Here is a 26,013-nt window from a genome sequence, read left to right as displayed (position 1 = left end):
ACATACTCGCCGCGAGCGAATATATCACGGACTATTTCTGTCTAACTAGTCGGTTTGGCGCATACAAAACGGAGAACAGCGATCATCACGATAGCGGCCGATGAGTTCGCGCGAGGCGAATAGCGAGGTACCAGATTAGGATACAGAGGACGATTCCGACGAAAAACTCGATTCCGGGAATCACCCCGGCGACGGCGAATATGTAAATATCCTCGAAGAACAGCACTACGAAAACGAACACCAGTATCAGCCCGCCAACTCGACCGACGCTGTGTCCCATAGGTGTCTACTTTCCACCGCCAGGTTGTAAGCTATTCGTCGGACAGAACCCTGACGAACGAGAATCCGCCGACGGGACGAGTAGCTGAGAGCGTCGAACGTGCGACTCGACGGCACGGCGTCTTTCTGATCGATCATCAGCAGAGCCGGCGGTGTATCGTAGGGCCACTTCCGTGGTTCCGCGTTGTGAGGTTGGAGAGCTGACGAACGCGCTCCCTACTCGCTCGTTGAGGAGGAGACTCCGTACCACACGGCAACTGAAACGACCGAATCTTTATCTGAATTGCAGGCGGATAAGGCCCCTTCCTCACCGAGCGCCGACGGCGCGAGGAGGGAGGGGATACGCCCGCCGTCATCGTCTTTCTGACGTGTGCGCTAGCGTGATGTACTATCCCACCAATGCGGTACTGTGCGTGATAGGAGAACGGGTTGGGGGTTCCAACCCGTTCGACGCACTGCGCAGTGCGGTCAGATAGGCATGGGACGGGTCGAATTGACGCCTCCGGAGACTGCGACCGCTGTGGATTCCGTGTGAATCTGCACGTCGCGTCGGTGACCGAGGAAGCTCCCACCTCACCACGCGAGGGGTGAGTAACCCGAGCGCGGTAGGTGGGAGTAGTTCACGTTCCGTTCCCCTCTCGTCACACCCAGCTGACCGAACGAACCTTTACGTCACCGCCGGTAGCCATCGTCGATGGCACCGAAAATCGAGACACGAAATCTCACGCGAATCGTCGACGGCGAACCCATCGTCAACGACGTCTCGATCTCAGTCACCGAATCCGACGTCCTCGTCGTCGTCGGGCCCTCGGGGGCCGGGAAATCATCGTTTCTTCGCCTCCTCAATCGGCTTGACGAACCGACCGACGGAACGGTGCTCCTCGACGGCGTCGACTATCGGACGATCGACCCCCGTCTCCTTCGAATGCGCGTCGGGCTCGTTCCGCAGGATCCGGCCCTCGTTCCCGGAACGGTGTCCGAGAACGTGGCTCGGGGGCCGATCCTTCGGGGTGAGCCGGTAGATCAAACCGCGGTCGAGCGACTTCTCGATCGACTCGGTCTGGAGGGCTACGACAGCCGCGACGTCGAGGAGCTCTCCGGCGGCGAGAAACAACGCGTGGCCATCGCTCGAACCCTCCTCAACGACCCCGACGTGCTTCTCCTCGACGAGCCGACGTCTCATCTCGATTCGGCGGCCGAACGCCGCGTCGAGGCGCTCCTTTCCGAACTCGTGAGCGACCTCGACTTGACAGTGATCGCGGTCACGCACGACGTGGATCAAGCGCGTCGACTCGGCGATCAGGCGCTTGCCATGCGAGACGGGCGTGTCGATCGGGCCGGACCGGTCGAGGAGGTCCTCACGTGATAGAAACCTCGGTACACGAGTTCGCGAACCAGTTTACGGCTCCTGTGTTGAGACAGGGAGTCCGGCAGGTCGCGGTCGCGGCTGTGCTCGCTGCGCTCGTCGTCGGGATCTCCCACGTTCGCGGTCTCGCACTCGAGCGAGAACTCGGCATGGCGCTGATCAGAGGGCTGGTTCAGATCGTTGCGATGGGATCGATCGTCGGTATCTTACTCACCGTCGATTTCCTCTGGAGCGGCGTCATTCTGCTCTTCATGATGGCCGGTGCGACGTGGATTTCGAAAAACCGAGGAGAAGGACTCCCAGGCGTCGTTCAAGTTTCTTTTTTCGCGATAATCACCGGATCCGGCTCGGTGATCGTCACGATGACTCTCGCGGGGGCGATCGAGACGACGGTCCGCAATCTCGTCCCCGTCGGAAGTATGATCATCGCAAATGCGATGCAAATCAATTCGCTCGCACTGGATCGTTTCAGAGGCGAAATCACGTCCAACCGCGCGGAGATCGAAGCCGGATTGGCACTCGGTGCCTCATCCGAGGCGGTAATCTCCGATCACGTTCGAACCGGTGTTCGGGCGTCGCTCATCCCAGTCGTCGACTCGTTGAAGAGCCTGGGATGGGTCTGGATTCCAGGAATTATGGCGGGGATGATTCTTGGTGGAGAAAATCCGATTTACGCCGCGCTGTATCAGTTCGTCATCATGGCGATGATTTTCGGAGCCGGCGGGCTGACGAGCATGATCAGTAGTTTGCTCATCGGGAGGTACGTCTTCACCGATGCCGAACAATTACGGGAAATCGACGCAAACCCAACGGAGTGAACTACTCCGACCTACTCCGGCGCTTCGCGCCTCCGTTAGGTCGGAGCTTCCTGTTTCTGCGTCGGAACTTGTATCCGACGTGGACACAGCGGTTCCAGACTCCGCAGGCGGTTCCCTCGCTGGGCGGTTCGGAGTGAACCACTCCTACCGGATGCAACACTCGGTCACACCACCCGATGCACGCTTGTTGTCGCGTTTGAACACCGGCGGAATCGTGACGAGTGTTCTACTACCCCATACTGCCGGCGGGGTAGTAAGCCTGCCGATACACATGAAAACACGCCGTGCGGCGCTGTATCCTCTCCCTACGACCTCGCTTCGCTCGGTCGTTGAGGAAGGGGGCTTAGCGCCTCAATTCAGCTAAAACCGTGAGCCGCCGAAAGCGAGTATCCTGCCGCGTTCGGAGGGCGCGAATCGCCGTACCGTTCGCGTTCGACGTGCGGCGAAGAGGTGAGTGCCGCGTACAGTGAATCTCCAGAACAGAGAGGATCGCGAACGTCGCCGAAGAAGACTCCCGTCGAGAGCTCCAATACTACCTATGAAGACGCACCGGTTGAAACGATTGCTCGAATTCTTCGTCATCGGCCTCGTGTTCGGGGTGACGGAGGACGTCCTCGCCGTGGCGCTCACCACGGAGGCAGAAGTGACCCCGGAAATGATCGGACTTATCGTCCTCATCGCCTTACCATTCGCTGTGATTTCAGAGCTCATCGTCGACCACCCGCAGTTCGGCCACTTCGAGCGCCTGGCACGCCGGATCCAAGGGGTACGACGGGACGAAAGTACGACCGAGTGAAGGTACTCCGCAGTTTTTTGGGCGAGATTATCCGCGGTCCGTTCCTCCCCGGTCATCGGATCCACGGTTCCGTTCTCATCGCGTTATTGCGTCGACTTTGTCGGTAACCGCATCGCTCACAACCGATTCGTATTTCAGCGAAAAGACCAACGCACTCAAACGTATATAATTGGAATTCACGATTCGCAGGAATGACTTTGTGTTCACATTTTCGCGTAGTCTTCCCCTCGCTAATAGCAGAGATTCTTAAAATACATGATGCTAATCGTCGGAGATATTTAATAGAATCACTGGTGATTCGAATAGTTACGTATATGCCGAAGGACGATTCGTCCCGTAATCCGTCTCTGTGTGCTTGTGAGCAAGCGAGCCGTTTAATTATATTTATTCGTGTATCCCCAGTTCTGCCGTGTCAGTACCGAAATAGTCGCATCTCCGATAGTCGACTCGACGTGCGCCCAGGCGGTATGCCGTATTCGTGGAACCGAACTACCCCTGCAGCGGTGATTCGGGCGGAGTCGGGAACCGATCGCGGTCAGGAAGAGTCCGGTACCGGGAGGTACTTGCTGATGTCGATCGTGCGGTTGGTTTCGATGAAGTACTCGACGTCGGCGATGCATTCGATTCTGCGCAGGCCATTGAGGAGATCGTCGACCTCGTGCGTCGTCGGCGCGGTCGCGACCGCGTAGATGTCGAATGATCCGAACCCGGAGCTGATAAACCAGAATGGATCCTCGCGGAGCATCTCGACCGTTCGCTCCTTTGCGTCGGCTTCGTTTACGACGGTGATGGCGGTCCGGAGAACGAGCCAGTTGTGCTCTGCCGGGTCGATCATGAAGAATGTCGAGGTTGTCTCGAAGAGGTTCTGTGCGCGGTACCGAATCCCTTCGCTGCTCATCTGATAGCCGCGCTCCTCGAGCCGGTCGGAGATTTCGGAGTACGGCGTTCGCGGATTCGAGGCGAGGATGCCGAGCACGATTCGGTCGATCTCGTCCATCTCCCCTGGTCCGTTGGTAGCCATGCGTAGCAAGAGACGCAAGGAAAGGATAAACGTTCGGCAGGCTAGCGCTCACCAAATTATTAGGTAGCACACCTCGAACGTCCACGCATGTCCGACAGAGAGCGGGTGTACGACGACGCCGGCATGGTCGGCCACGCCCACGACCTCGGCGACCGTCCGGCGCTGCTCGTCGTCGATCTTCAGAAGGGGGAGACGGACCCGGACGAACCCCTCGGCTCCGACCTCTCGACCGTCGTCGAGAACACGAACGAGCTCGTCGACGTGTGCCACGACCGCGGCGTTCCGGTTGTGTTCGCGCGGGTCGTCTACCGCCACCTCGACGCTGCCGACGGCGGGCTCTGGGTCGAGAAGATCCCGGCGCTCATGGAGTGGACGACGGGATCGTACCCCGCGGAACTCGACGACAGACTGCACGTCAAAGACGGCGACCACGTCCTCGACAAGCGCCACGCCAGCGCGTTTCACGGCACCGAACTCGGCTCGATGCTGACGGCGATGGGGATCGACACGCTCGTCGTCGCCGGCTGTTCGACCAGCGGGTGTATCCGGTCGTCGGTCGACGCCGCCGCCGCGCGGGGGTTCCGGACCGTCGTCCCCGAGGAGTGTGTCGGCGATCGGTCGGCCGAACAGCACGAGGCGCACCTCTGGGATATCGACGCCAAATTCGCCGACGTGCTGTCGATGGCCGAGGTAGCGACGTACCTGCGGTCGATCGCGACCCCGCCTATGGACCGCGCCTGACGATGGTCTCGCTGCCGCAGTCCGGACAGTACGGCACTTCGACTCTGACCAGCCCGCCGTCGACCCGCCGATCGCGGACGAACCAGTACAGCCCGTAAACTACCCTACCCTACTTCGCTCATCCCATACGGGATTCGCTCGTTGAGGGGAGGGCTTTGATGTGGACTCCCGGCAATCAGTCACCGGCAATTGGCTGGTGACTCTTGCCGGTCACCGTCCCACCATGTATACGCACGTCTACTGGTGCGTCTCCGCTCCCCGACGTGGGCGAGGAACGGAGTCTGTGTGTCCGCTTTCGGGCGTAGCGTAGCCCGATATTCTTCGCTGCGTTGTAGTCCGCGTTGACCTCGTAGCCGCACTTCTGGCAGTGGAACTGTTCGCCGTCACGGTTCGCTTCGTGCGTGAACCCACAGTCCGTCCGAGAACAGCGTTGGGACGTGTGGTTCGGCGCAACCTGCTTCGCCGTAACGCCGCGTTCCGGGGCCTTGTACTCGACGTACTCGAACAACCGGCGGAACGCCCATAGGTGGTGCCACTTCGCCTGCGGAAGCCGCTCGCGGATGTCCGTCAGGCCCTCGAACGCAATTACGTCGCATCTGTTCTTGACGGCTTCCGTGACGATCTCGTTAGCGACGGTGTGGATATACTGCTTCCGCCACGCTTCTTCTCGCTTGCCGAGGCGAAGGAGCGCGTTGTGCGCGGCTTGCGTTCCGCGCTGCTGCATCTCACCGCGTCGATTCTCAAACTCGCGGCACCAGTGGTCATACTCGTCGCCCTGCCAGAATGTTCCGGTCGAAGCCACTGCGAGGCTGTTGACGCCGAGGTCGATACCGAGGACTGTTTGGTGCTCGGTATCTTCCGAAACCTGGGATTCGTCGCTATCGTACTTCCGCGTCGTGATGTGGAAGTAGAACTCGTCGGTCGCCTTATCGTATTGCAGTGTGCTCGCCCGGAACTCGTAATCCTCTGAGAGAACGTACCGCTCGTATGGCGTCGGACTATCTGCTGGAATCTCGAAATCGCACTCGACGCGCCCGTTGACGGTCGAAAGGGACACACGGTCGCGGTAGAACGTCGCGCTCCGCTTGTCGTAGACCATGCTCCATGACGTGAACTCCGGTTGACTCACGCGCTTGCCCTGTTTCCACCGTTCGACGCACCCTTTCATCGCTTGCACGGCGCGTCGGATAGCCTCTTGAACGAGGTTCGCGGTGAGGTCCGTTTCCTCTCGGAGTTCCGTGTAGAGTGCGTCCCGTGCCGTCGTATTCGCGGTGACGCAGTTCGTGTAGGAGTCGTCGTTCCAACAGAACTCGGCGGCACGGTTCGCACAGGAGAGGAACTGTCGAGCAGATTCGTGGAGGTCGTCGCGGCGCTCATCAGGAACGATGAGCTTGACCGGCGTGGTTCGACGCACCTCCATATTTCAGATTGCTACCCGACGGTACTTATACGTTCGGGAGTCGGGTAGCTACCGTCGTGCGGTTGCGTCGTCCTTCGTCAGTTTCCTCTCCGACCTACTCGCTCGCTTCGCTCGCTCCGTGAGGTCGGAGGCTCCACCTCGAAGTATGCTGAAACAACGGAATCCGTGCGGTGCAGTCGTCGCACCGGTAGTCGAGCCGCTCGGCTGCGGTCGAATACCGAATCATACGGTACAGTTAGCCGAGAAAACCCAAATAGGTTGCCCCGGTCGCGTCAGCGGCCGCGCAGGTCGGCCGTCGCGTCGCGGTCGACCTCGCCATCCTCGATGACAACTCCGTAGTCCTCGCGGGCGATTCCCTCGTCGATGAGGCCGTCGCGGTAGTCGTCGAACACCCGGTCGACCGGACGGTCGCGCGGGTCACCGTAGCCGCCGCTCATCGCCGACTTCACGATGAAGTGATCGCCGGGCTCGAACTGGTAACCGGTGACCTTCGTGTACAGCTTCTCGACGTCGTTCACCTCGTCGCCATAGTCGATCTCGTCGGGCATCCGATCGCGTCGGGAGTAGAACACGGGCGCACTCCCATCCCGGTCGTCGGTCCGGACGTGCCACATGGACGCGCCCGCGCCGTCCTCGCCGCCGAACGCGCCCCACGGCGTGTGGTGCCCACCGTCGCCCTCGGTCGACATGACGGTGTCGACGAGGAACGTCGTCTCGCGACAGACGCCGTGCCCGCCGCGGAACTCGCCGGCACCGTGACCGTCCTCGCGGAGTTCGTACCGCTCGACGCGCATCGGGTGGGACAGCTCGATGTCCTCGACCGGGCGGTTGCGCGTGTTGTGGATGAGCGCGCCGACGCAGTCGACGCCGTCCTTGTCGGGCCGACCGCCGTAGGAGCCGTCGTTCACTTCGAGGTAGACCCAGTACTCGTCGCCCTCGGAGTCCGGTTCGGGACCGCTGTAGCTGGTGAAGAACACCTGCGCCGCGTTGCCGGCCATGACGCGGTCCGGGACCGCGTTGCGGAGCGCCTTCACGATGAGATCGCCCATCATGTCGACCTGATTGATGCGGGCGAACGCCGCGGCCGGCGGGTTCGGGTCGAAGATGGAGCCCTTCCGCGTCTCGACGGTAATCGGCCTGAACGTCCCCGAGTTCTGCGGGATGTACTCGTCGTGGACGTACGTGTCCATGAGGAGCGCCCGGAGGGTGAAGTACGCTGCCACCTTCGTCGCCCCGTCGACGGGGCAGTTGAAGCCGGTCGGCACCTGATCGTTCGAGCCGGTCAGATCGATGGCGATGTCGTCGCCGTCGACGCGCACCTTCACGTCGATCGTGATGCGCGCGTCGCGGTTGCGGCCGTCGTCGTCAAGGTACGCCGTCTCGTGCCACTCGCCGTCGGGCAGTTCCGCGACCTTGCTCCGGAGCAAGTCCTCCGCGTAGGAGATGAGATCCTCGCCCGCCTGCTGTACGGTTTCGAGGCCATACTTCTCGATCAATTCGACGTACCGTCGCCGGCCGATCTCGGCAGCCGAGATCATCGCCTGCAGGTCGCCGTCGTTCATCCGGGGCGTCCGCGTGTTGTCGCGGATGTGGTCCCAGATCGGCTTGATGCGCTCGCCACGGCTGACGACTTTGCGCGCCTTGAACAACTGCCCTTCTGCGTACACGTCGTACAGGTCGATGGTGATGCCGGGCGTCGCGGTGCCGATGTCGAGGATGTGGGCGGTGTCGGCCGACCAGCCGACGAGCTCGTCCTCGTAGAAGATGGGGACGATGACCGCGATGTCGGGCGAGTGACTCGCGCCGTAGTACGGATGATTGTGGAAGTACACGTCGCCGGGCTCAGTTACCTCGAAGACGTCCTCTCCGCGCTCTTCGATGCACTCGTACATGCCGCGCAGGTACCCCGGGAGCGATCCGACGTGCATCGGCGTGTAATCGCTTTCCGCCACCTCCTCACAGTCCGGCGTGAAGATGCCGGCACCGATGTCTTCGCTCTCCCTGATGATCGAGGAATACGAGGACCGGATCATCTTGCTTCCCATCTCCTCGGCGATGGTGTCGAACTCCCCGCCGATGACCTGCAGGGTCACCGGATCGAGTTCGCGCTCCTCGAGGAGACCGCGCTGTTCCTCCGCTCTCCGTTCCTGGTCGTCGGTAATCATCGTTCACGCACCTCCGTCGTTCGTCAAGCGAATCGATCCGCTCTCCAGCACCTCCGCGCGCCAGCCGGGGTTTACGATCACCGTGCTGTCGAACTCGTCGACGACGGCCGGCCCCTCGACGACGGTGCCGGCGCCGAGTTCCTCGCGGTCGTAGCGAGCCACGGTCCGCGGTCGCGGATCCGCGGACGTGCCGAAGAAGACGGTGGATTCGTCCGTCCTCGCCGCGTCCGCGCCAGCGACCGAATCGACCGGCTGCGGTTCGTAGGGGATGCTCTCCGCGCTGGCGGACACGCGAAGGTTCAGCAGTTCGACGGGGTCCTCCTCGAAGTAGTGGCCGTACTCGATCTCGTGTTTCTCCTCGAAGCGCTCCCGCAACCGTTCGCGCCAGTCGCCGTCGGTGCCGTCGAACTCGACGGTGAGTTCGTACCCCTGCCCCTCGTAGAGCATGTCGACGGACGTCCGGAGCGTCGCCCGCTCGTCCACGTCAATGCCGTCGCCGCGAAGTTGTTCGGTCCCGCGCTTCGTGAGCGTCTCGAACCGGCGGGAAACCTCGTCCGCGCCGACGTCGCTCAGCCGCTGGCTCAACGTCACCTGGTTGTCGTACTTGACGTCGCCCGTGAGGAGGCCGCGGGCCGAGGCGATGCCCGGCGACGGCGGAATCAGCACAGTGGTGATGTTGAGTTCCTCCGCGAGGTCGAGCGCGTGCATCGGACCGGCACCCCCGAATCCGACGAGCGTGTACTCCCGCGGGTCGTAGCCGCGGCGGATGGTCTGCTCGCGGATGGACTGGTACATGTTGCTGTTTGCCACCTCCAGCGCGGCGAGCGCGGCGCGCTCGACCGTCGAGAACTGCTCTCCCTCGACGACGCCGAGCAAGTGGGTTTCGATGGCTTCGCGCGCGAGCTCGGGCTTCAGGTCCACCTCGCCGCCGAGGAACGCGTCGGGGTCGATGCGGCCGAGGACGACCTGTGCGTCGGTCACCGTCGGTCGGTCGCCGCCGCGGTCCATCGCCGCCGGGCCGGGGTTCGCGCCGGCGCTCTTCGGGCCGACGTTGAACCCGTGGGCCCCGTCGAACCATGCGATCGAGCCACCGCCGCTGCCGATGGTTTCGACGTCCAACATCGGCGTGACCGTCGGATAGTTCGCGACCATGCTGTCGCGGGCGTCGCGCTCTAGCAACCGCCCCGGAACGACCGAGATGTCGGCGCTCGTTCCGCCCATGTCGAGCGTGATGAGCTTATCCTCGTCCGCCCTGTCCCCCGAGAACCGACCGGAGAGCACGCCTCCAGCGGGGCCGGAGAGGAGCGTCGTGATCGGTTTTCTCGTCACCTCTCGAACGCTCGCCATGCCGCCGCTCGACTGCATGATGAGGATGTCAGCGTTCTCGAAACCGCGTTCCGCGAGCTGCTCCTCGAAGCGGTCGAGGTAGTTCGACATGACCGGCGCGAGACGGGCGTTGATGGCCGTCGTGGTGAAACGCTCGTACTCGCGGAACTGGTTTACCACCTCGTTCGAGGTGCTGACGGTGACCTCCGGGAAGTGTTCTTGGACGAGTTCCTTCGTCCTGTCCTCGTGTGTCGTATCGAGATAGGAGTGCAGGTAACAGACGGCGATGGAGTCGACCCCGTCGTCGACGAGCTCCCGGGCCGCCTCGACGACCTCCCCCTCGTCGAGTGGTCGAACGACCTCGCCGGGCGGATAGATTCGCTCCGAGATGGTCTTTCTTCGTCGCCGGGGAACGATGGGGTTTGCTTGCTGTGGCTGCTCGAACTGGATCGAGAAGGTGTGCAGCTTCCGATGACGTCCGATGTGGATGACGTCCCGGAATCCTTCTGTCGTGAGCATCCCGGTTTTCGCCCCTTCGTCCTCGATGAGCGCGTTCGTCCCGACGGTGGTCCCGTGCAGTACGGTGTCGACGTCCGCGGGGTCGACGGCGTGGCGCTCTACGATTTCCGTTACTCCGGCCGCGCTCGAATCCGACGGATCGACGGTCGTCGGGAGCTTGTGCGTCACCTCGACGCCGTCCCCGACCATGACGACGTCCGTGTTTGTACCTCCTACGTCTACACCAATTTGGATGGATGTCATTCTTTGTCTTCGGGCTGAAGCCTATAGTGTGAGTCACAAACTACCGTGTTAAGTCTTTGCACGATCGAACGCCGACAGTGGCGGGACGGTCCGACGGTTAGCGGTCGCGCACTGCCTCGACAAGCGCCGCCCCTCTGACAGCGGTCGCGTCTTCGAAGCGAGGCGCGACGACCTGTACGGCTACCGGTAGCCCGTCCGATTCGGCGGCCGGAACCGAGACGACCGGGTTGCCGGCGAGGCTGAACGGGCCCGTGTTACCCGAGACGTTCTCCATCCCCTCGGTCGCCGTGACGTCGCCGTACATCGGGGGAACCACGCGCATGGTCGGGGCGAGCAGCAGGTCGAAGTCGTCGAACAGGGCGCGGAGGCGTCGGCGAAACGCGGTGATCGACTCGCGAGCCGCTACGTACGACTGCCCGCCGGTCACCTCGTCGAGGTATGCTGCCGGGAGGACGCGGAGCGCGATGTGCTCGTTCAGGCTGTCGGTGAACGATTTGCCCGTCGCGCGCCACTCCTCTGTGTACTGGGTCCCCTGTCCGCGGATCGTTCCGCGCTGACGGAGCAGCCACGCGAACTCGGTAGCGATGGTGAGGGGGTACGCAGCCTCGATGCCGCCGAGATGCAGGTCGACGGCGGCCACCGACGCGTCGTTGCGCACTTCGAGCGCGTCGGCGACGGCGCGGACGGTCGAGGCGACGCGGTCGGAGGACTTCTCGACGAACGGCGTCAAAAGCGCGAACCGGAGCGGTTCGTCCTCGTCGAGCGCCGTGACGGTCGACCCGTCGGCCGCGCGGCTGGACGGGTCGCGGAGGTCCTCGCCGCGGATCGCGTCGAGCACCCGCGCGGCCGTCTCCACGTCGCGCGCCAGCGGCCCGATGCAGTCCGTCGTCGGCGCGAGGTCGACGAAGCCGTACCGAGGCGTCGTCCCGTGGGTCGGCTTCACGCCGACGACGCCGCAACACGCCGCCGGGATGCGAACACTCCCGCCGGTGTCGGTGCCGAGCGCGGCGTCGACAGTTCCGGCGGCGACCGCCGCCGCGCTCCCGCTGGACGACCCGCCCGGAACCCGCTCTGTGGCGACCGGGTTGACGACCCTTCCGAACTCGCTGAACTCGCCGGTCGGCCCGAACGCGAAGGCGTCAGTGTTGGCCTTGCCGATGAGGGCGGCACCGGCGCCGAGGAGGCGCTCGACGACGGCGGCGTCTTCGGACGGGACGACCGAGAACGACTTCGACCCGCACGTCATCGTCAGTCCCTTCGCCGCGATGACGTCCTTCACGGCGACGTCGAGACCTGAGAGGGGTCCGTTCTCCCGTTCGACGCGCGGTTCGTCGTACACCTCAAGCAGCGCGTTGTTCGGATCGTCGGCCATCGATCCGACCGACTCCCGCTCCTCGACGGTCGGAGACTCGGGGACGGAGGGAGCAAGTTCGTCGGCGGTTTCGAGCGCCGCGTCGACCCCCTCGTCGCTCACCTCCAGGCCGAGTCGGTCCGCGAGGGTTCGCAGCCGATCGCGTCTCTCCGGACTGTGCCGTGTCATACCGCACCCATTCCAGTCATCGGATAAAATACCTCGCCTCCGCGGGACAAAGGACTAAGTGAGTATACGTGAATTGCACTCACGTTACCAATGAGCACGACGAAGACGTACGCGGAGTTCTGTGCCTCGCTCGCGTACGATGACCTCCCGGACGATGTCGTCGAGCACGCCAAACGACTCGTTCTCGATACCGTCGGTATCGCGGTCGGAAGCGGGAACCGCGCTGCATCGAGCGAGTCGTTCGTCGACGGGATCGGCGAACTCGACGGCGGCGGCGATGGCGCGACGATACTGGCGACCGGCGGGTCCGCGTCGCCCGCGTATGCGGCGTTCCTCAACGGCGCGATGGCGCACTCGCTGGATTACGATGACACGCACCGGGCGGCGTCGCTCCACCCCGGCGCGCCGGTCGTCCCCGCCGCGCTCGCCGCTGCCGAGAAATCTGACGCCTCCGGCAAGGAGTTCCTCGCAGGCGTCGTCGCCGGGTACGAGATCGTCTGCCGGCTCGGAATGGCCGTTAACCCGGCGTCGCACTACGGACGCGGATTCCACATGACCGGCACCTGCGGGACGTTCGGCGCGACGGCCGCGGCCGGCGTCGTCTCCGGGTGGGAGGCGAGGACGTTCGAGGCTGCCTTCGGTCTCAACGGCAGCCAGGCCGCGGGGTCGCTCCAGTTCCTCGAAAATGGCGGGTGGAACAAGCGCGCGCATCCCGGGTGGGCCGCCCACGCTGCCCTCGTCGGGGGGGCGCTCGCGGAGGCGGGTTTCTTCGCGGCGTCGAATCCGATCGACGGCGACAGGGGATTCCTGCGGGGCTACTCCGACGACCCGGACCCGGAAAAGGCGACCGAAGGACTGGGCGACGACTACGAACTGCTGAAGGTGGGCGTCAAGCCCTACCCCTGCTGTCGGTACATGCACGCGCCGATGGACCTGCTGTTCGACGTCGCGGCGTCCGAGGGGGTCGATCCCGCCGACGTCGAATCAGTCAGGGTTCGCATCGCCACGCCGGGCGTCGAACTCGTCGGTCACCCCGCGAACGCGTACCCCGAGTCGTTCGTCGACGCGCAGTTCAGCATGCCGTTCGGGGCCGCTCTCGTGCTCGGACGGGGCGACGCCGGCGTCGACGCGTTCCTCGACGCCGTCGAGGGCGGCGTTCCCGACGATCTCAGGGAACTCATCGACCGCACCGCCGTCGAGTCCGCGGCGTGGATCGACGAGGCCTACCCCGAAAAGTGGGCGTCGGACGTCGTCGTCGAAACCGACGACGGGACGTACGAGGCCGCCGCCGAGTACGCGAGGGGCGAACCGGAGAATCCGCTCTCGCGGGACGAACTCGTCGCGAAGTTCGACGAACTCGCAGAGCCCGTCCTCGGCGATGCGGCGACGGTGGACGCGCGCGAGCGGCTCGCGTCGCTCGAATCGATCGACGTCGCCGATCTGATCGAGCCGTTCGCCCGCGACCGCGCGGCGGCGAACGCGCCCGCGGCCGGGGACTGACGCCGAACGCCCCGACGGCCAGAGATCGGCTCCCGATCACTCGACGTCGTCGCCGAGCGAGTCGCGGTACTTTTCCTGTTCCTCCTTGGGCATGTAACGGCGCTCCCACTCGACCACCTCCGGGAATCCGGAGAATCGGTGGAGGTCGCCGACGGGCGTCTCAGCGAACGCCCGGTCGAGGTCGGCCAGCGCCCCGATCCCCTCGGATTTCAGTCCGGAAAGGCGCTCGTGGACGGCTGCGACCGTCGCGAGCGTCGACGCGACGGGGTAGAGCACGAGGTCGTACCCCATCCGCTCCAAATCGTTCGGTTCGACGTACGGCGACGTGCCGAGTTCGCCGACGCAGTTGTACACGAGCGGCGCGTCCACTTCGCGGCCCACGCGTGCGATCTCTCCCTCGTCCACCGGCCCCTCGACGAACGCCATGTCCGCGCCGGCGTCGACGTAGGCGTTCGCCCGATCGATGGCGTCGTTGAGGTCGCCGCCGACCGCCCCGCGCGCGTCGGTGCGGGCGACGAGCACGAACGACTCGTCGCGCTCGTCGCGGACGTCTGCCGCGGCGCGGATCTTCCCGACCGCTTCCGCCTTCGGGATCACCCGTCGGCCCTTGGTGTGCCCGCAGCGTTTCGGGAACGTCTGGTCCTCGATGTGGATTCCCGCCACGTCCGCTCGCACGTACTCGCGGACGGTGCGGACGACGTTCGTGGCGTTGCCGTACCCGTTATCTGCGTCAGCGATGACGGGGACGGACGACCGCTCCTGGACGTTCTTCGCGTTCTCCACCATCTCAGGCATCGTGAGGAGTCCAGCGTCGGGGTATCCCGTTTTCGAGAGGGAGGTCCCGTATCCGGTCAGGTAGATGGCGTCGAATCCGACCGCATCGGCCACGGCGGCCGTGAGCGGATCGTGGACGCCGGGACACTGGAGCAGCTCGTTCCGGTCGATGAGTTCGCGGAGCCGTTCGCCGTACATACCCTCAACGAGTACCGTCCGTCCTCATAACTGCTGTGTCGCTCACCGCGAGTCGAGGTATGCGAGAACCTCCTCGGTCGACACGACGTCGGCGTTCTTCGCGCCCATGTCGAAGAGGTTCGACTCGTGCTGCGCCGTCGATCGGTCGCCGACGGCTTCCGCCGGAATCGCGGTCCGGAACCCGTTCGCCACGGCGTCGAACACCGTCGCGCGGACGCACCCGCTGGTCGAACAGCCGGCGACGACGAGCGTGTCGATCCCCATCGCCGTCAGCATCGAGCCGAGTTCGGTGCCGTGAAACGCGCTGGCGTGGCGCTTGTCGAGGACGTGGTCGCCCCCGCGGACGTCCATCCGGCCGTCGATCTCGGTCCACTCGGTGCCGTCCCGGAGCGTCTTCAGCGCCGGTATCTTCTCGGCGAAGACGCCCATGTCCGCCGCGTCGGGGTGTGTCGTGACCGTCCGGGTGAACACCACGGGGACGTTCGCCTCGCGGGCCGCCTGGACGACCTTATTTGCGTACTCCACCATCTCGGGGAGGTCCGCCCCCAGCGGGTTCTCGTGGTCGGTCATGCCGTTCTGGACGTCGACTACGACGACCGCCGGCCGTTCGCCGAACCCGATACGATTGTCGGTCATGCCGGCGCGTTCGTACACCGCCTCTTTCGAATCGTCGGTAGTCATTGTGTGTCGAGATTCGATTCAGGTTCCAGCATCAAAGCGTTGCGGGTGCTTCGCCCCCCGACGAAAGCGATATAGCGGCGGCCGGTGAACGCCCCGCCATGGTTCGACACAGCAGAGAGGTTGATGAGGGGCGATACCGCGAGGAGTACGGCCGATACTACGAGGACTTTCGGGTCGGCGACGTGTACGAACACCGGCCGAAGCGGACCGTCACGCAGGACGACAACATTCGGTTCACCCTGCTGACGATGAATAACCATCCCCTGCACTACGACGACACGTACGGCGAGGACACTGAGTTCGGCGAGTGTCTCGTCAACTCGACGCTCACCCTCGCGGTAGTGACCGGGATGAGCGTGAGTGACGTGAGCTACAAGACGGTCGCGAACCTCGGGTGGGACGACGTCAGACTCACGAATCCCGTCTTCCACGGCGATACGCTCTCCGCGGAGAGCGAGGTGCTCACGAAGCGCGAGAGCGAGTCCCGCCCTGGCGACGGCATCGTCACCGTCGAGACCCGGGGATACAAACAGACGGGCGAGCAGGTCATCGAGTTCGAGCGGACGGTGCTCATCCCGAAGCGGAACGCGGAGGAGTGACCCCGCAGCGGCCGTCGCTCACCGGAACGCGGGGATGACCTCCTCGCCGAATAGCCGGATCGACTCGCGGACGTCCTCGAAGTCGTTCCCAGGGAACTGGGTGCGGACGACAAGATAATCGAGGTCCAACTCCTCGCGGTAGCGTTCGATGTCGGCGACGACGTCGTCTGGACTGCCGACGAGGAACCGCTCGTGGCGCAGTTTCTCCCACGGCGACCCGAAATCGTCGGCTTCGATGGCGTCGTCTTGTCCCCAGTCGCTGTAGCTTTCGTACTTGTCCATAAGCGGTCCGCGGACCGTTCGTTCGGCCCGCTCTTCCGTCGCCGCGACGAATGCCTCCCGGATGAAGCCGACTTCGCCGCCGGCGATGCCTTCGACCCCACGCTCGTCGTAGAAGTCGTCCACCTGGCGTCTCGCGAGATTGAACGGGACGTGCGCGCCAATGAATCCGTCCGCGATCCGCCCGGCCCGGCGGACGCTTGACTCGTTGCTCGCGCCGACCCAGATCGGCGGGCGCGGGTCTTGGAGCGGTTGCGGGCGGATGGAGACGTCTTCGAGTGTGAAGTGCTTGCCGTGGTACGTCACCGACTCCTGCGTCCAGAGCCGCTTGATTATCTCGACGCCCTCGATGAGTCGGCCGGGGGCGTCGGCTTTCGACACGCCGAACGCGTCATACTCCGCCTGCCGGTAGCCGAGGCCGACGCCGAGACGGAACCGACCGCCGGTCAGGACGTCGATCGTCGCGCCGAACTCCGCGATGCGGACCGGATTGTGGTACGGGAGGAGACATAGCGTGGTCCAGAGATCCATCTCGCCAACGTGTTCCGCGACGTGGGCGACGACCGCCTCGTTCAGCAGGTACTGGTCGCTGTCCGTGACGTGGTGTTCGCCTACCGTGACGCCGTCGAAACCCACGTCCCGCGCGAGTTCCGTCTGCGCGGCGAGTTCGTCGCTGATCCCTCGCATGGGCCGAGATTCGTCGTACTGGCTGACGAGGAGCAGTCCAAATTTCATGATAATTCACTCCACGACGAGGGCGTATTTGTAGCTTCGGGGAGGCGCTCGAACTCGTTCGCGCCGTCGACGCGTCGGCGCCCACCCGTGCGAGCGGACAACGCTCTCACAACTTCGGAATACGGAGAGACAGAACTCAATCTTCGAGATCGTCTCAGCCGGCGCGCGGTTCCCGACGTTGGCGATCGATGCGTGTGCGTTTCGGTAGCACAATCTTTATGCGACCGCTGGCGGTGTATAGAGTGTGCTCGAATTCACCGAGGAACAGCGGCTCATTCAGCGAGAAGTGAGACGCATCTGCAACGATTTTGACGACGAGTACTGGCGCGAACACGACAGAAACGCGGCGTTCCCCGCGGACTTCGTCCGAGCGCTAGGCGAACACGGATGGCTCGGAACCGTCATCCCCGAGGAGTACGGGGGAGCGGGACTCGACCCGCTCGAAGCGGCCATCGTCCTCGAAGAGATCTCGGCGAGCGGCGCGGGATTCAACGGGTCGATGGCGTGTCATGGCGCAATGTTCATCCCGCGGTCCGTGCTCAACTATGGGAGCGAGGAGATGAAGGAGGAGCTCCTGCCCGAACTGGCGACCGGCGAAAAGCTTCTCCAGTGCTTCGCTCTCACGGAACCGAACGCGGGCTTCGACTCGACCAGCATCACTACGAGCGCAGAGCGTGACGGCGATACCTACATCGTAAACGGGCAGAAGACGTGGTGCTCGCGCTTTCACGCGTCGGATTACATGGTTCTCGTCGCCCGCACGACGCCGAAGGACGAGGTCGAAAAGAAGACGCGGGGGATGAGTCTCTTCCTCGTCGACATTGAGGACGCGAAGGAGCAGGGTGCGGTTGACGCGGAGGAGATCGAGAAGAACGTCCGGGCGGCGGTCCCCTCGTACGAAATCTGGTTCGAGGACCTCGAAGTACCGGTGGAGAACCTCATCGGCGAGGATGGCGAAGGATTCTACCAGGTGATGGATGGACTTAACGAGGAGCGCGTCGTCATCGCCGCCGAGGCGGTCGGGCTGGCTCGGGTCGCCATCGAGCGGGCCGTTCAGTACGGGAAGGAACGCGAGGTGTTCGGTCGGCAGATCGGCAGCAACCAGGCCATCCAGCACCCACTCGCCGACGCCTATGCCCGCACGACGGCCGCGCGCACCATCACCTACCAGGCGGCGCGGGCGTTCAAGGAGGGGCGCGACGTGGGCGAGGCGGCCAACATCGCCGCGTACGTGGCGCGCGAGGCCGCGTCCGAGGCGACCGACGCCGCCGTGCAGACGCACGGCGGCTACGGCGTCGCCGTCGAGTACGACGTCGAGCGGTTCTACCGCGAGGCGCGTCTCACACGCATCGCGCCAATCAGCGACGAGATGATACTCAACTACATCGGGGAGCACGTTCTCGACCTCCCCCGTTCGTACTGAGAAGCGATGTACGCACTGGACGACATCGACGTGCTCGCCCTCGAAAGCGGCATCAGCGCGCCGTTTTGCACCCGCCTCCTCGGCGACCTCGGCGCAACAGTCGTCAAGGTCGAACGCCCGGGCGTCGGCGACGTCAACCGCCACTGGGACACGGCGGTCCGCGGCCACTCGTCCGCGCACGTCTGGGTCAACCGGAACAAAAAGAGCGTCGAACTCGACCTCAAGAACGAGGAAGGAAACGCCATCTGTCGGGAACTGGCCGCGAAGGCCGACGTCGTCGTGCAGAACTTCTCGCCCGGCGTCGTCAAGAACCTCGGCCTCGACTATGAGTCGCTGCGCGGGGAGAATGAATCGCTGATCTATCTCAACATCTCTGGATACGGCCGGGACGGCCCGTACAAGGACCGAAAGGCCTACGACATGGTCATGCAGGGCGAAACGGGCCTCATTCCCATGAACGGCAGTCCTGACGCCCCCGCGAAGATTCCGCTCTCGGTCTGTGATATCAACGCCGCAATGTACGGGGTCGTCGGGACGCTCACCGCGCTGTTCCAGCGCGAACGCACCGGGGAAGGACAGGAACTCGACGTGACCATGTTCGGCGGAATGCTCTCGTGGCTCGGCTACTTCCCGCTGAAGTACTGGTACGCCGACGAGATTCCCGAGCGTGTGGGGATGCGTCACCACCTGCTCACGCCGTACGGCCCCCACGAGACGAGCGACGGCCAGTACGTCAACTTCGCCGTCCTCTCGGAACCCCACTTCGAACTGTTCTGCGAGGAGGTCATAGAACGTCCGGACCTGCTGGCGGACGAGCGGTTCGCCACGAACGAAACGCGCATGAAGCACCGCAAGGCGTTCGAATCAACGGTCGAAGCCGAGATCGCGACCGAACCGCGCGACTACTGGGCCGACCGACTGGAGGACGCGGGACTCCCGTGGGGCGACGTGAACCGCATCGACGAGGTGCTCGACCACCCGCAGACCGTCCACCTGGGGATGGTCCGCGAGATGGAGACGGCGAACGGGCCAATCAGGTTCATCGACAATCCGCTCGACATGGGGAACGCCGCCGTCCAGCGGGAACCGATGCCCGATCTCGGGGAGGACACCGAGTCCGTCCTCGAAGACCTGGGGTACTCGCGCGAGGAAATCGAGCGCTTCGACTCGACGGGAGTCATCTAGTCATTCTCGAATCGCCGAAGCGACGGCACCGTCGCATGGTTTTCAACCGACGACTCCGTCGGTGATCGATCCGACGCTCGTCATCACTAATTTCGCAAGTCTCGATAGGTGATGTGAATACGCATTTGGATCGACCGCGAGCGCCCGCGCGACTGACCATCTGTCGTCTCCATGCGCGCTCGCTTCTCCGCCGCAAAGAATACATAAAGACACCGACATTATCTGCGAACGAGTGATCCGAATCGGTCGATACAAATACGTTACATTGGTATTGTTGTCACACACCTTCTCGCCGCGAGCGCCGATCGCTCACACTCGCGTTCGGATACATGCGACCACCTACATCCCCAGCGCGTTTCTTTTTGGCGCTCGATTCACAATATCGTATCGGATCTGTAACGGCGAATCGATGGCATCGTCGGTACTCATCGGGGTACAATCCAGATTTTACCATCGATCAAGGTGTGATGTCGACGCCGACGGCTGCGAGTCACCCGAATGATGGGATTTCGTGATTCCTTTTCGTTATGAGTTACGTCCGTAACGTGGCTATGGCTGTAACGCTTGGTCGATTCATCACTGAAGTACGGCAGTCGAGATGATCCACGTGTTCAATATCGCTAAATCGCACATCGCTCCGAACACGAATCGCACCCCTGCGGGGCGTTTCAAGTATAGTAATACTAAACGGTCGTCGGGAGACTACGCGTACGAGAGATTGATACCGATGACGTCGGCCGCGTTCGTGACCAGCTCCGGGATCTTCGTGTCGAGCCTCTCCCCCTTCATTCGGCCGCGCGGCCCGGCAACGCTGATCGCCCCGTGAATCTCCCCGTCCCTCGTAATCACCGGGGCGGCGACGCAGCGGATCCCTTCCGCGCGCTCTCCGGCATCAAGCGAGTAGCCGCGCTCGCGAATCGCGGCGAGGTCCTCGAACAGGTGACCTCGGCTCGTGATCGTCTTATCGGTGGTCGCCGGCATGCCGTTGCGATCGAGAACGTCGCGGACGTACTCCTCGGGAAGATGGGCGAGTATCGCCTTTCCGAGACCTGTGTTGTGAAGGTGTACTCGCGCACCGACGCCCGTATCAAGCGAGAGTGCCCGATCCCCCTGCGCGCGGTGAAGGTACGTTCCCCACCCATGCTCCTCTATCAGAATATTCGCCAGTTCACCAGTTTCTTCCGCCAGCTTGTTGACCTCGGGAACGCCGACGTGGTAGATCTGCTTCCCGCTTCGAATCTCCTCGCCGATCTCGAAGAGCCGGATGCCGAGATGGTACTCACCCTCCCGTTGAACGACGACTTCGTGGGCCAATAGCGTGCTCAGGTGGTTATGGGCGGTCCCCTTCGTCACGTCGAGGTGATTCGCGATGTCAGTGACGGTGGCACCGTCTAGCTCCCGAAGCACCTGGATGATCTCCAAGGAACGTTCGACCGACCGAACCGGGTTTTTCGCTGTGGACATGCGGTAGCGTTTGGCGAACATCTACAAAAGGTTTGTTTATTATTACTGAACGGGGAGTAGCGATTCGATCGTTCGCGGTTCGCGCCGAGGCCGCGTCATTCGACGGGGAGACTGGCGCGGTCGCTTAACGGTGGGCGCGCTCATGACGGTGAAGGAGATGCGGTGACGAGCGAGAGAGCCGACATTGCTCTCCCTGCACATCGTACAAGACTCACGCGATACAAGGACGGAGTTCAGTAATACAAAACTTCAGAACCGCCTCGGTCAACCGCGATGCATGCGCTCCCCGCGCGGATTCCACAGCGAAGCTTTATGTAGTGGGTGAAATGAGTACTGTACGGTAGCATGAACCTTGGTATAGACGGAAATGCCGCGCTCGTCGCAGCGTCGAGCAGTGGTCTCGGATTCGCCTCGGCGGAAGTTCTCGCACGAGAGGGTGCCGACGTGATGATAAACGGCCGTGACGAGGACCGACTCGAAGCCGCGCGCGACGAACTTGAATCCGTTGCACGCGGACGCGTTCTCACCCAGCGAGCTGATCTGACGGTCGAAGCGGACGTCGACGCACTCGTCGACGCGGCGCTCTCGGAGTTCGGCGGTCTCGACCATCTCGTACTCAACGCAGGGGGCCCGCCGAGCGGGCCGTTCCTGGAGACCTCTGACGAGGATTGGTATTTCGCGTACGATCTCCTGGTGATGAGTGCCGTTCGCCTCGTCCGCGGGACGGCCGATGCGCTTCGTGACGGGGAAGGCGGCACGATCGTCGCGATCACGTCGCGAAGCGTCAAGGAGGCCATTGACTCGCTCGTGCTGTCGAACGCCGTCCGCATGAGCCTCGTCGGCCTGACAAAAACGCTCTCGAAAGAACTGGCACCGGACGTCCGCGCGAACGCGGTCCTCCCCGGCCCTCACGAGACCGAGCGGACGCAACAGCTCGTTCGAGACGCCGTCGAGCGTGGCGAGTACGAGTCGTACGAGTCGGGACTGGAAACGCGGAGTTCAGCGATTCCGCTCCGACGCTTGGGCGATCCGACTGAACTTGGCGACGTTGTCGGGTATCTCTCGTCGGAGCGATCGAGCTACATCAACGGTGCTGCGATCCCCGTCGAGGGCGGCGCGCTCAAATCGAACCTCTAACACGACAATGACGTACATCGCTCGAACCGAAGACGGGACGCCGTTGCTCGGCGACGAGGACGGATTCCGTCCGCTCGCCGCGGCAAATCCTGCTCTGACGGATGTGACAGCCGCGCTTCGCGCCGCCGCTGACGGAACGCTCCCCGATCCCACCGACGCGACGGCGCGGCCGATCTCGGCCGAGAAGCTCCCGTTGACGCTTCCGCTTGAGACGCTCGGGAAGCTATGGGGCATCGGCTTGAACTACGCAGAACACGCCTCGGATCTGAACGAGCAGCGCCCAACCGAGCCGGCGAGCTTCATGAAGCCGCGAACGGCTGCCGTCGGACCAGGCGGTCCGATACGACTTCCGTCCCGGGAACTGACCGACCGCGTAACGGCCGAGGCGGAACTCGGCGTCGTCGTCGGCCGCCAGTGTTCGGACGTCGCGCTCGCCGACGTCGACGACGTCATCGCGGGTTACGTCCCCGTCATCGACATGACCGCCGAGGACATCCTCGAACGCAATCCCCGGTATCTCACGCGTTCGAAGAGCTTTGACTCGTTCATCGTCATCGGACCGTGGATCGTCACGCAGGATGCCGTCGGGCCGCTGGAAGACTTAACCGTTCAGACCATTGTGAACGACGCTGTTGTCGCCGAAAACTCCGTCGACAACATGATGACGACGCCGCGGGAACTCGTTTCGTATCACTCGCGCGTGATGACGCTCGAACCCGGCGACATCATCTCGACGGGGACGCCCGGCGCGCACGTCATCGCTGCGGGTGACACGGTCGAGGCTGCCGTCGAACGCGTGGGCGTGCTCTCCGCCGACGTGGTTCGCTGATCTGATCCCTCGAACACGCTCCGGCGGCGTCACGCGAATGAGAGCGTTAGCGCCGCGGTTACGCACGGCGCGTCGACACCACGATGGCGCGTCGGCGACACGGCAACCTCGCGCATCGACGGCGAGGGTCGCCCCCGACACAATCTATTTATAGCATCGAGGGATGGTGACAAACGAACCCATGGAGATCACGGAAGTCGAGAGCTTCGCGGTATCTATCCCGCTCGAACAGCCAGTGGCGTTCGCGACGCGCGTCGTGGAGGAGCGCGATCACGCAATCACCTACATCCGCACCGACGACGGAACCGAGGGACTCGGTTACTCGCTCGGCTACGGGGGTGCGGGGTTGATCGCAGACGCCGTCGAGGACGTCCTCTCGCCTATGATACTGGGCGAGGACCCGCGGGACACCGAGCGACTCTGGCGCGAGATGTTCGATGGAACGGTCCAAGTCGGCCGGAAGGGCGTCATGGTCCGAGCCATCTCGACCATCGACATCGCGCTCTGGGACATCAAGGCGAAGGACGCGGACCAGCCCCTCTACAAACTGCTCGGTGCGTACACGGACGAGCTTCCCGCCTACGCGAGCGGCGGGTACTACCGCGAAGGAAAGGGGCTAGAGGGGCTCCGGGAGGAGATGCAGATGTACGTCGACCGGGGCCACGACGTGATGAAAATGAAGGTCGGTCGGCTCTCCGTCGAGGAGGAAGTCGAGCGCGTCAGGGTCGCCCGCGAGACCGTCGGCGACGAACGCACGCTCCTCCTCGACGCGAACGGCAAGTGGAAGAACAAGCAGGAGGCGGTCCGCGCCTGTCGCGCCTTTGCCGAGTACGATCCGTACTTCATCGAGGAGCCGGTAATGCCCGACAGCGTTGGGCTCATGAGCGAGGTCAATGCCGCGCTCGACTACCCCGTCGCGGCGGGCGAGCTGGAGTTCTCGCGGTACGGCTTCGCCGAACTCCTCCGCGAGAAGGCGGTCGACATCGTCCAACCCGACGTGACGGTCGTCGGCGGCGTCACGGAGTGGATGCGCGTCGCGCACCTGGCGAACTGTTACGACATTCCCATCGCGCCCCACTACAACTGGGACCTGCACGTCCAGTTACTCGCCGCCATCGAAAACGGTCTCTGGATCGAGTTCTTCTACCGCGACACCGACGTGAAGGCGTTCGACGACGTCATCGAGCACCCGCTCGAACCCGAGAACGGCGTTCTCACGCTTCCCGACCGACCCGGTCACGGTGTCGTTCTCGACGACGACATGCTCGACGGTTTCAGAATCTGACGATCGTCGATTCCGGAACCTGGCGCTCGCCGGCTAGATCCGGTACCTGTCGCCGACGTTCAACACCTCGACGTTCGGCGAATCGTCCGCGCGGCCCGTCGCCGCGACGTTCGCTTCGAACTCACGAACCTCGTTACTCCCCGGCACGTAGTGGACCGGGACGACGGTTTCGACGTCCAGCCACGAAACGACCTCAGCGGCGTCGCGGGGCGGGAGCGGTGCCAGGTCGCCCGGGGCACTGCCGACAGGAAGGAGTACGACGTCGGGGTCGTTGAGTCGAACGAACAGTTCGAGATCGGAAAATAGCGACGTGTCACCGACGTAGTAGAGGCTCGCCCCGCCGAACTCGAAGTGGAAGCCGAGCGGCATCCCCGAGAGCCGCCGATCCCCGGACTCGAAATACGAGAGGTGGCGGGTTTCGAGGACTCGAACGCTAAACCCGTTCTCCGTGAACGCGTTGCCCCAGATGACGCGCCGAACCTGACCCGGGGGAAGCCCCTCCGCGACGAGGTGGTCCGCGACCGCGGGTTCGGTGACGACCTGCGCACCGGTTCGCTCGGCGACGGGGTAGGCGTCGGCGAGGTGATCGTAGGCCCCATGGGTGACGAAGACGTAGTCGAGATCGTCGAAGTCGTCCACCGAGGCGGTCGACCACTCCGGACCGTCGAGCCACGGATCGACGAGAATGCGAACGTCACCGTATTCGACGGAGAACGACGAGAGTCCGTAGTACTCCAGTATCGGTCGAGTCATCGGAGGCGACTCTGCGGGCATCCCTCATGAATCTTCCCCACCTAAACGCTTTTGTAGGAGACGGGGGATGCTTGGGGCATGAGCACGAACGTTTTGCTGACAGGCGCGTTCGGACGCGTCGGAACGGCGATCATCGACCAGCTTGCGGACGACGACCGCTACGAGTTCACGTACCTGAATCGGTCGGACCGCGACGAGTACGACACGTTCGTCGCTGACGTCTCCGATCTCGAATCGATCCGTCCCGCCTTCGACGGGCAGGACGCGGTGATCCATCTCGCGGGCTATCCTGAGACCGACGGCACGTTCGAGCAGACCCTCGACAACAACATTCGGGGGATGTACAACGCGCTGGAGGCGGCCAAGGAGGCCGAGGTCGAGACGTTCGTCTTCGGGTCGACCAACCACGTCGTCGGGATGTACGAGGTCGACAACGCCCCCGAGATCTACTCCCCGGACTTCGGTTTGACGGTCGACGAGGACGCCCCGCACCGCCCCGACTCGTACTACGGCGCATCGAAGGCGTACGACGAGGACCTTGGCCGTTACTACGTGGAGAACTTCGAGTACCCGAAGCGGTTCTACGCACTCCGGATCTGTAGCGTCCGCCACGAGGCGTACGACCACCCGTACGGCGACGCCGAGCACGGCGTCGACGACGGCAGGTGGGAGCGTAGGAGCGAAGAGTACGAGGAGATGGTCGCGCGGATGAAGGCGATGTGGCAGTCCCGCCGCGACCTCGCGCAGATGGTCGAGCGTTGTCTGGAGGACGACGAGGTCGAGTTCGACGTCTTCTACGGCGTGAGCGACAACGACCGCCGGTGGTTCGACATCGACCATGCCCGCGACGTCATCGGGTACGATCCGCAGGACAACGGCGAGGAGTGGGACGAGCCACCCGCGTAGCCGCCGACAGATCTCCTCCCCTTTCACCCCA

At 63.6% G+C, this 26,013-nt stretch carries 23 protein-coding genes; 12 read left to right on the top strand and 11 right to left on the bottom strand.

Annotated features, from left to right (window positions below; genetic code table 11):
* Positions 1–85: 85 nt before the first annotated feature.
* Positions 86–280: a hypothetical protein gene (locus C3L37_RS05040; RefSeq protein ID WP_129113546.1), complete on the bottom strand. Its 195-nt coding sequence runs from the start codon at positions 278–280 to the stop codon at positions 86–88.
* A gap of 693 nt (positions 281–973) precedes the next feature.
* On the opposite strand from C3L37_RS05040, the gene C3L37_RS05035 reads away from it, so the two are divergent.
* The 3 genes from C3L37_RS05035 (at position 974) to C3L37_RS05025 (ending at position 3,259) form a co-directional block, all read left to right on the top strand.
* Positions 974–1,645 carry an ABC transporter ATP-binding protein gene (locus C3L37_RS05035; RefSeq protein ID WP_129113545.1) on the top strand — a complete coding sequence of 224 codons (672 nt, stop codon included), beginning with the start codon at positions 974–976 and terminating at the stop codon, positions 1,643–1,645.
* The gene (locus C3L37_RS05030) at positions 1,642–2,463 is read left to right on the top strand and encodes an ABC transporter permease (protein ID WP_323740450.1); all 822 of its coding nucleotides are present in this window, start codon (positions 1,642–1,644) and stop codon (positions 2,461–2,463) included. The genes C3L37_RS05035 and C3L37_RS05030 overlap by 4 nt, the downstream gene beginning before the upstream one ends.
* Positions 2,464–2,929: 466 nt before the next feature.
* Positions 2,930–3,259, top strand: coding sequence for a hypothetical protein (locus tag C3L37_RS05025; RefSeq protein ID WP_228546110.1), 330 nt, complete (start codon positions 2,930–2,932; stop codon positions 3,257–3,259).
* Positions 3,260–3,794: 535 nt separating this feature from the next.
* On the opposite strand, the gene C3L37_RS05020 is transcribed toward C3L37_RS05025, so the two are convergent.
* Positions 3,795–4,280 (bottom strand): Lrp/AsnC family transcriptional regulator, encoded by a 486-nt coding sequence (locus C3L37_RS05020; RefSeq protein ID WP_129113544.1) that lies wholly within the window; start codon positions 4,278–4,280, stop codon positions 3,795–3,797.
* 87 nt (positions 4,281–4,367) lie between these two features.
* Here C3L37_RS05020 and C3L37_RS05015 point away from each other — a divergent pair, with 87 nt between their 5' ends.
* Positions 4,368–5,021: an isochorismatase family protein gene (locus C3L37_RS05015; protein ID WP_129113543.1), complete on the top strand. Its 654-nt coding sequence runs from the start codon at positions 4,368–4,370 to the stop codon at positions 5,019–5,021.
* Between the two features lie 175 nt (positions 5,022–5,196).
* Here C3L37_RS05015 and C3L37_RS05010 read toward each other — a convergent pair whose 3' ends face one another.
* From C3L37_RS05010 to C3L37_RS04995, 4 genes are all read right to left on the bottom strand, one after another.
* Entirely contained in the window at positions 5,197–6,441 is a 1,245-nt protein-coding gene (locus tag C3L37_RS05010; RefSeq protein ID WP_129113542.1) for an RNA-guided endonuclease InsQ/TnpB family protein, read from the bottom strand.
* Between the two features lie 272 nt (positions 6,442–6,713).
* A complete protein-coding gene (locus tag C3L37_RS05005; RefSeq protein ID WP_129113541.1) occupies positions 6,714–8,606 on the bottom strand; it encodes a hydantoinase B/oxoprolinase family protein in 1,893 nt (630 codons plus the stop codon).
* Positions 8,607–8,609: 3 nt separating this feature from the next.
* Positions 8,610–10,694: a hydantoinase/oxoprolinase family protein gene (locus C3L37_RS05000; protein ID WP_129113540.1), complete on the bottom strand. Its 2,085-nt coding sequence runs from the start codon at positions 10,692–10,694 to the stop codon at positions 8,610–8,612.
* A gap of 97 nt (positions 10,695–10,791) precedes the next feature.
* Positions 10,792–12,234, bottom strand: coding sequence for an amidase (locus C3L37_RS04995; protein ID WP_129113539.1), 1,443 nt, complete (start codon positions 12,232–12,234; stop codon positions 10,792–10,794).
* A 90-nt stretch (positions 12,235–12,324) separates the two neighbouring features.
* On the opposite strand from C3L37_RS04995, the gene C3L37_RS04990 reads away from it, so the two are divergent.
* On the top strand, positions 12,325–13,734 hold the full coding sequence (locus C3L37_RS04990; RefSeq protein WP_129113538.1) for an MmgE/PrpD family protein: 1,410 nt from the start codon (positions 12,325–12,327) through the stop codon (positions 13,732–13,734).
* 36 nt (positions 13,735–13,770) lie between these two features.
* On the opposite strand, the gene C3L37_RS04985 is transcribed toward C3L37_RS04990, so the two are convergent.
* Together C3L37_RS04985 and C3L37_RS04980 are read right to left on the bottom strand one after the other, a co-directional pair.
* Entirely contained in the window at positions 13,771–14,706 is a 936-nt protein-coding gene (locus C3L37_RS04985) for an isocitrate lyase/PEP mutase family protein (RefSeq protein ID WP_129113537.1), read from the bottom strand.
* A gap of 42 nt (positions 14,707–14,748) precedes the next feature.
* Positions 14,749–15,387, bottom strand: coding sequence for an isochorismatase family protein (locus C3L37_RS04980; RefSeq protein WP_129113536.1), 639 nt, complete (start codon positions 15,385–15,387; stop codon positions 14,749–14,751).
* Positions 15,388–15,485: 98 nt separating this feature from the next.
* Between C3L37_RS04980 and C3L37_RS04975 the strand changes: the two genes are divergently transcribed.
* A complete protein-coding gene (locus C3L37_RS04975; protein WP_129113535.1) occupies positions 15,486–15,986 on the top strand; it encodes a MaoC family dehydratase in 501 nt (166 codons plus the stop codon).
* 18 nt (positions 15,987–16,004) lie between these two features.
* Here C3L37_RS04975 and C3L37_RS04970 read toward each other — a convergent pair whose 3' ends face one another.
* Entirely contained in the window at positions 16,005–17,000 is a 996-nt protein-coding gene (locus tag C3L37_RS04970) for an LLM class flavin-dependent oxidoreductase (RefSeq protein WP_129113534.1), read from the bottom strand.
* Positions 17,001–17,244: 244 nt separating this feature from the next.
* On the opposite strand from C3L37_RS04970, the gene C3L37_RS04965 reads away from it, so the two are divergent.
* Complete coding sequence (locus C3L37_RS04965; protein ID WP_129113533.1) at positions 17,245–18,423, top strand: acyl-CoA dehydrogenase family protein; 1,179 nt, start codon at positions 17,245–17,247, stop codon at positions 18,421–18,423.
* A gap of 6 nt (positions 18,424–18,429) precedes the next feature.
* On the top strand, positions 18,430–19,608 hold the full coding sequence (locus C3L37_RS04960) for a CaiB/BaiF CoA transferase family protein (protein ID WP_129113532.1): 1,179 nt from the start codon (positions 18,430–18,432) through the stop codon (positions 19,606–19,608).
* A 702-nt stretch (positions 19,609–20,310) separates the two neighbouring features.
* Here the strand turns inward: C3L37_RS04960 and C3L37_RS04955 are convergent.
* Positions 20,311–21,072, bottom strand: a complete 762-nt coding sequence (locus tag C3L37_RS04955; RefSeq protein ID WP_129113531.1) for an IclR family transcriptional regulator — start codon at positions 21,070–21,072, stop codon at positions 20,311–20,313.
* A gap of 345 nt (positions 21,073–21,417) precedes the next feature.
* Between C3L37_RS04955 and C3L37_RS04950 the strand changes: the two genes are divergently transcribed.
* The 3 genes from C3L37_RS04950 to C3L37_RS04940 all read left to right on the top strand — a co-directional run bounded on the left by C3L37_RS04950 (position 21,418) and on the right by C3L37_RS04940 (position 24,323).
* A complete protein-coding gene (locus C3L37_RS04950; RefSeq protein WP_129113530.1) occupies positions 21,418–22,209 on the top strand; it encodes an SDR family oxidoreductase in 792 nt (263 codons plus the stop codon).
* Positions 22,210–22,216: 7 nt separating this feature from the next.
* Positions 22,217–23,038, top strand: a complete 822-nt coding sequence (locus C3L37_RS04945) for a fumarylacetoacetate hydrolase family protein (RefSeq protein WP_129113529.1) — start codon at positions 22,217–22,219, stop codon at positions 23,036–23,038.
* 181 nt (positions 23,039–23,219) lie between these two features.
* Entirely contained in the window at positions 23,220–24,323 is a 1,104-nt protein-coding gene (locus tag C3L37_RS04940) for a mandelate racemase/muconate lactonizing enzyme family protein (RefSeq protein ID WP_129113528.1), read from the top strand.
* A gap of 33 nt (positions 24,324–24,356) precedes the next feature.
* Here the strand turns inward: C3L37_RS04940 and C3L37_RS04935 are convergent, their stop codons facing one another.
* Complete coding sequence (locus C3L37_RS04935) at positions 24,357–25,076, bottom strand: MBL fold metallo-hydrolase (RefSeq protein ID WP_164974667.1); 720 nt, start codon at positions 25,074–25,076, stop codon at positions 24,357–24,359.
* A 78-nt stretch (positions 25,077–25,154) separates the two neighbouring features.
* Here C3L37_RS04935 and C3L37_RS04930 point away from each other — a divergent pair, with 78 nt between their 5' ends.
* Entirely contained in the window at positions 25,155–25,982 is an 828-nt protein-coding gene (locus C3L37_RS04930) for an NAD-dependent epimerase/dehydratase family protein (protein WP_129113526.1), read from the top strand.
* Positions 25,983–26,013 lie beyond the last annotated feature (31 nt).

Source organism: Halegenticoccus tardaugens (genome assembly GCF_004116405.1).
Lineage (GTDB): Archaea > Halobacteriota > Halobacteria > Halobacteriales > Haloferacaceae > Halegenticoccus > Halegenticoccus tardaugens.
The sequence above is the reverse complement of the archived record's forward strand: the minus strand, read 5'-3'. Positions and strand labels throughout refer to the sequence as shown.

Bases quoted from the DNA above. Each gene is read 5' to 3' on its own strand.
- C3L37_RS04985 (WP_129113537.1), bottom strand. From the start codon at position 14,706: ATGTACGGCGAACGGCTCCGCGAACTCATCGACCGGAACGAGCTGCTC.
- C3L37_RS04945 (WP_129113529.1), top strand. From the start codon at position 22,217: ATGACGTACATCGCTCGAACCGAAGACGGGACGCCGTTGCTCGGCGAC.
- C3L37_RS05035 (WP_129113545.1), top strand. From the start codon at position 974: ATGGCACCGAAAATCGAGACACGAAATCTCACGCGAATCGTCGACGGC.
- C3L37_RS04975 (WP_129113535.1), top strand. From the start codon at position 15,486: ATGGTTCGACACAGCAGAGAGGTTGATGAGGGGCGATACCGCGAGGAG.
- C3L37_RS04990 (WP_129113538.1), top strand. From the start codon at position 12,325: ATGAGCACGACGAAGACGTACGCGGAGTTCTGTGCCTCGCTCGCGTAC.
- C3L37_RS04960 (WP_129113532.1), top strand. From the start codon at position 18,430: ATGTACGCACTGGACGACATCGACGTGCTCGCCCTCGAAAGCGGCATC.
- C3L37_RS05020 (WP_129113544.1), bottom strand. From the start codon at position 4,280: ATGGCTACCAACGGACCAGGGGAGATGGACGAGATCGACCGAATCGTG.
- C3L37_RS04930 (WP_129113526.1), top strand. From the start codon at position 25,155: ATGAGCACGAACGTTTTGCTGACAGGCGCGTTCGGACGCGTCGGAACG.
- C3L37_RS05010 (WP_129113542.1), bottom strand. From the start codon at position 6,441: ATGGAGGTGCGTCGAACCACGCCGGTCAAGCTCATCGTTCCTGATGAG.
- C3L37_RS04940 (WP_129113528.1), top strand. From the start codon at position 23,220: ATGGAGATCACGGAAGTCGAGAGCTTCGCGGTATCTATCCCGCTCGAA.
- C3L37_RS04970 (WP_129113534.1), bottom strand. From the start codon at position 17,000: ATGAAATTTGGACTGCTCCTCGTCAGCCAGTACGACGAATCTCGGCCC.
- C3L37_RS05040 (WP_129113546.1), bottom strand. From the start codon at position 280: ATGGGACACAGCGTCGGTCGAGTTGGCGGGCTGATACTGGTGTTCGTT.
- C3L37_RS05015 (WP_129113543.1), top strand. From the start codon at position 4,368: ATGTCCGACAGAGAGCGGGTGTACGACGACGCCGGCATGGTCGGCCAC.
- C3L37_RS04980 (WP_129113536.1), bottom strand. From the start codon at position 15,387: ATGACTACCGACGATTCGAAAGAGGCGGTGTACGAACGCGCCGGCATG.
- C3L37_RS04950 (WP_129113530.1), top strand. From the start codon at position 21,418: ATGAACCTTGGTATAGACGGAAATGCCGCGCTCGTCGCAGCGTCGAGC.
- C3L37_RS04955 (WP_129113531.1), bottom strand. From the start codon at position 21,072: ATGTCCACAGCGAAAAACCCGGTTCGGTCGGTCGAACGTTCCTTGGAG.
- C3L37_RS04995 (WP_129113539.1), bottom strand. From the start codon at position 12,234: ATGACACGGCACAGTCCGGAGAGACGCGATCGGCTGCGAACCCTCGCG.
- C3L37_RS04935 (WP_164974667.1), bottom strand. From the start codon at position 25,076: ATGACTCGACCGATACTGGAGTACTACGGACTCTCGTCGTTCTCCGTC.
- C3L37_RS05005 (WP_129113541.1), bottom strand. From the start codon at position 8,606: ATGATTACCGACGACCAGGAACGGAGAGCGGAGGAACAGCGCGGTCTC.
- C3L37_RS05000 (WP_129113540.1), bottom strand. From the start codon at position 10,694: ATGACATCCATCCAAATTGGTGTAGACGTAGGAGGTACAAACACGGAC.